This is a genomic window from bacterium, assembly GCA_035703895.1.
Classification (GTDB): Bacteria; Sysuimicrobiota; Sysuimicrobiia; order Sysuimicrobiales; family Segetimicrobiaceae; genus Segetimicrobium.
Genome location: DASSXJ010000053.1, coordinates 1 through 4,026 on the forward strand (window position 1 = coordinate 1; position 4,026 = coordinate 4,026).

3 protein-coding genes and 1 tRNA gene are annotated in these 4,026 nt (G+C 65.4%); 1 reads left to right on the top strand and 3 read right to left on the bottom strand.

Annotated elements, in window-relative coordinates; genetic code table 11:
* The 3 genes from VFP86_03835 to VFP86_03845 form a co-directional block, all read right to left on the bottom strand.
* A partial coding sequence (locus VFP86_03835; protein HET8998755.1) for a DUF4010 domain-containing protein occupies positions 1–980 on the bottom strand: 980 nt, incomplete at its 3' end.
* A gap of 10 nt (positions 981–990) precedes the next feature.
* Entirely contained in the window at positions 991–2,178 is a 1,188-nt protein-coding gene (locus VFP86_03840; protein ID HET8998756.1) for an MFS transporter, read from the bottom strand.
* A 55-nt stretch (positions 2,179–2,233) separates the two neighbouring features.
* Complete coding sequence (locus VFP86_03845; protein ID HET8998757.1) at positions 2,234–3,649, bottom strand: cation-efflux pump; 1,416 nt, start codon at positions 3,647–3,649, stop codon at positions 2,234–2,236.
* Positions 3,650–3,733: 84 nt separating this feature from the next.
* Here VFP86_03845 and VFP86_03850 point away from each other — a divergent pair.
* Positions 3,734–3,808: transfer RNA gene (locus VFP86_03850), tRNA-Asn, on the top strand.
* The last annotated feature ends 218 nt before the right edge of the window (positions 3,809–4,026 follow it).

A 4,026-nucleotide genomic window follows, 5' to 3' on the forward strand; every position in this document is an offset into this window, starting at 1 on the left:
GCGCGGTTGGCCAGTTCCGCCGTCAGCGTGATCAGGACGAACAGCCCGCCGAAGGTGAGCGCCTGGCGGATCGAGATCGGCGATTGAATGTGAAGCGGCGCCGTCCCCGATTCCTTGAGATGGATGCGGCTCGTGACGGCGACGCTGGCCAGCAGCATGAACGCGACCGACAGCCATCCGTACGCCAGGGCCTGACGGGCGAAGATCCCGAGGATCAGGCCGTTACGGATCAGCATGGCGGTGTTGGCGGTCAACATGCCGAGCAGGGCGAAGACCGACAGGCGCGCCGGATCTCTGCGGGCACGGCTGGCCAGTTCCGCCACGGTGGCGGTGCTGTTGACCAGCCCGCCGAGCAGGCCGGTCCAGCGGACGCCGCGGGTACCGTAGATCCGGAGCAAGATGTAGTTTGCAAACGCGATCGCCGAGATCACCAGCACAACGGTCCACGCCGCCCGAAGGTCGACCAGGCCCCAGGGGTCGATCGGCCCCTTGGGGAGCAGCGGATACACGACCACGGCGATCATCCCCAGCAAGAGGGCGCTGCGGATCTCCTCGATCGTGACCGCGCCGGCGAACCGGACGACCTCGGCTTTCCAGGCCAGCAGGCCCGTCATGATCACCCCGCACGCCGCCGCCACCAGCAGCTGGCCCTCCCCGACCAGGATCCCAAGCACCGCGGTGGCGAGGAGGGCCACCGACGTAGTCATCTCGAGGGAGCGGTCACGGACGAAGCTTCGCCAGTTGACCAGGGTGATGAGCGGGATGAGCGCCAGCAGCAGGATGTAGCTGGTCTGCGGCGAGATCCCCCAGGCGAGCGTAAACGCTAGCGCGACGATTGAGAATGTGCGGACGCCGATATCCTTTTGCGCCCATTCCCGTTCCAGCCCGATCATCATACCGATCGCGAGTGAGATGACCACCCGCACCATGAAGGTGAGAAACTCGGTATTGGTGTTGAGGTTGCTGAGGTTGAACGGCATGGGCTGCGGATCAGTTCGCTTGGACCGGAAGTCCGCGGGTGACCGCGGCGATCGAGACCCCCGCAGTGATCATGAGCACGAGCGCGGCGCTCACGTAGGGCAGGCTGATGTGGACATGGTACACCCATCCGCCCCACGCCGGCCCGAGGATCCGGCCGAGGCTGTCAAAGGAGTCCATGATGCCGATGGAGAGTCCTTGCCCAGTCGGGGTCCGCTTCGAAATCAGGGAGGCGACGGACGGGCGCATCAAGGCGTGTCCGGCCCCGGCGATCGCCGCGTAGATGGCTAGGGTCACGATGTTGTGGGTGAACACGATAAGGACATACCCAACTGTCGCGAGCAGGAGGCCTCCCTGCACCAGGCGATCCTCGCCCCACCGGTTGATGAGCCGGCCGACCAGCCCGCCCAGGATCGCCGCCTGCACGAGTCCCACGATCACGAAGACAACGCCGATCGCGCCTGCGCCGTCCGCCAGACTCAAGCCCAACCGATCCTGCGCGAACAACGCATACGTCGCCTCGAGGCCCGCGAGCGCAAACGCGCCCACCAGGGTGACAACATAGAAGAACGCCAGGGATCCGCCGAGCGCCTGCCGGATCGCTTCGATGCGCGAAGGACGGTGCTGAGAGGAGTCGCGCCGCACCGGTTCCGGCAGCGCCCCCCAGCTCAAGGCCAGCGTGAACAGGGCCAGCCCCGCGCCGACAAAGAACGGAAGGGAAAGGCTGACGCGGCCCAGGATCGCGCCGATGCCCGGGCCGATCGTGAACCCGAGTCCCATCGCCGCGCCCATCAGCCCCATGCCGGATCCCCGGCCTTCTTCGGTGGTGGTATCCCCAATGTAGGCCATCGCGGTGGGCAGGGTGGCCGCGCTCAGGATGCCCCCCAACATCCGCGCCAGAAACAGCTCCCAGACCTGGTGGGAGAGACCGAACATGACGAACGAGACCGCGTACCCCAACAGGCCGAGCGCGAACACCGGTTTCCGGCCGATGCGGTCGCTCACGGCTCCCCAGAGGGGAGCAAACAGGAACTGCATGAACGCGTAGCTGGTCGCAAGTAAGCCGATCTGGAACGGCGTCGCTCCGACTTCGCGCGCGTAAAACTGCAGGACGGGGAGCACGACCCCGAATCCCATCATCACGATGAAGATGGCCAGAAACAGCACGACGAGACCGCGGTTGCTCACGTGCGCCCGCATGCAGGGGACCTCCGCTGAAAGCGGATATCATTATCCCCACCGACGCGCCGGCCTGTCAAGGCGCGGGGGCTTCCGGTTCCGCGTGGATGTTGACCCGGATGTTCCGTTGTACGCGCTCGCGTAACTTCAATTCCAGACGCTCGGTGATGTCATGCGCGCGTTCCACGGAGAGGCCCGGCTGGAGTGTGCAATGCACCGTCACCACCACTTCGCTCCCGACTCGGTGAGCGTCGATCGAGTGGCAATCGATCACGCCCGGGGTGCTGCGGACGACTTCCCGGAGGGCCCGTTCCGTATCGGCCTGGATCCGCGGCGCGTCTTGGGCGCTCTCGACCTTCTTGCGCAGCGGTTCGATGTGGACGTTGATATCTCGGACCTCCGGGAGCTCGCGCCGGACGAGCGCCTCCAACGAGGTCGCGCGCTCGTGCGCCGTCGCCAATTCCAGCGCGGGGTCTACCTCAATGTCCAGATCAATCTGCGGGCGGCCTTTCACCTCAATCGCGGTCACGTCATGGACGTGAAAGTTCTCTCGGTGTGCGATGGATCGAATCCGCTCGACGAGATCATCCGGCGATGGACTGTGGGGCGCCGTATCGACGACCACATCGGCCGCCGGATAGTGCTCCTGGATTCTCGACGTGACCGCATCAGCGATCGACTCCGCGTGTTCGAGCGAGGTGTTGCTCTCCAGGGTGATCCGCAGGTCGATGAAGAGTTTCGCGCCGCTCTGACGTACCCGGATGCGCTCCGAACCGAGGACGCCCGGGATCCCCGATACGATCCCCGCGATCTGGTCCGACGCGCCCTCGGGTGCGGCATCGAGCAGGGCGCCGACGCTGCGATTCCCGAGCCGTGTGCCGATGTATACGCTGACCGCCGCCACGACCAGCGCGGCTACAGGATCAGCGTAGCGGAGCCAGGGGACCCCGGCCACGCCGCCGACATAGACGAGGAGGAGTCCAAGGGCCACGCCGCCGGTGCTGTACACGTCGGTGGCGAAGTGCAGTGCGTCCGCTTCGAGGGCCTGGCTCTGATGGGTCCGCGCCGCCCGGCCGAGGGAGCGGGCACGAAACATGTCCACGGTCGCGGAGACGCCAAGGACGCCGAACGCCCAGGGCGACGGCTCCACGTGGACGTCGTGGAAAAACAGCCGCCGCACGGCTTCAAAGACGATCCAGACGCTCGTGACCGCCAGCAGGGTCGTTTGGACGAACGCCGAGAGATGCTCGACCTTCCCGTGCCCAAACGGATGCGATCGATCGGCGGGCTGATCCGCTATCTGCACGGAGAGATACGTGATCGCCGCGGCGAGGAAATCGAGCCCCGAGTGCGCCGCTTCGGAGAGTATGCCGAGGCTCCCCGTGAGCCCGCCGACGACAAGCTTGAGGGTGGTCAAGGCCCCCGCGGCGACCAGCGAGCCCAGCGCCACGGACTGTTTTCCTCGGGCCGGCCCGCCTGTCGCGTCCGGCATGCGGGACATCATACACCCCATGCTACCCTAAAACCCGGAGAACTTGACCACCGCCCGGCAAACCCGTAAAATCAACGCGGACGTTCCTCGGTAGCTCAACGGTAGAGCATCCGGCTGTTAACCGGAGGGTTGTAGGTTCGAATCCTACCCGAGGAGCCAATCAAGCCTTTCCGCGCGGCGCGTTTCGTCTGCACCCTCCCTGCGTCTAGGTTGCCGTTCAGCAGGCAAAGAAATCTAAATCAGAAAGGCCGGAGATGATGAAGACGAGAGTGGTCGTGCTTGGAGCCGGTTTCGGGGGCCTCGAGCTGACGACGATTCTTTCAGACACCTTCCGCGACGCAATAGACATCGTGCTCATCGACAAGGGTGATGCGTTC

Bases quoted from the DNA above. Each gene is read 5' to 3' on its own strand.
- VFP86_03840 (HET8998756.1), bottom strand. From the start codon at position 2,178: ATGCGGGCGCACGTGAGCAACCGCGGTCTCGTCGTGCTGTTTCTGGCC.
- VFP86_03845 (HET8998757.1), bottom strand. From the start codon at position 3,649: ATGCCGGACGCGACAGGCGGGCCGGCCCGAGGAAAACAGTCCGTGGCG.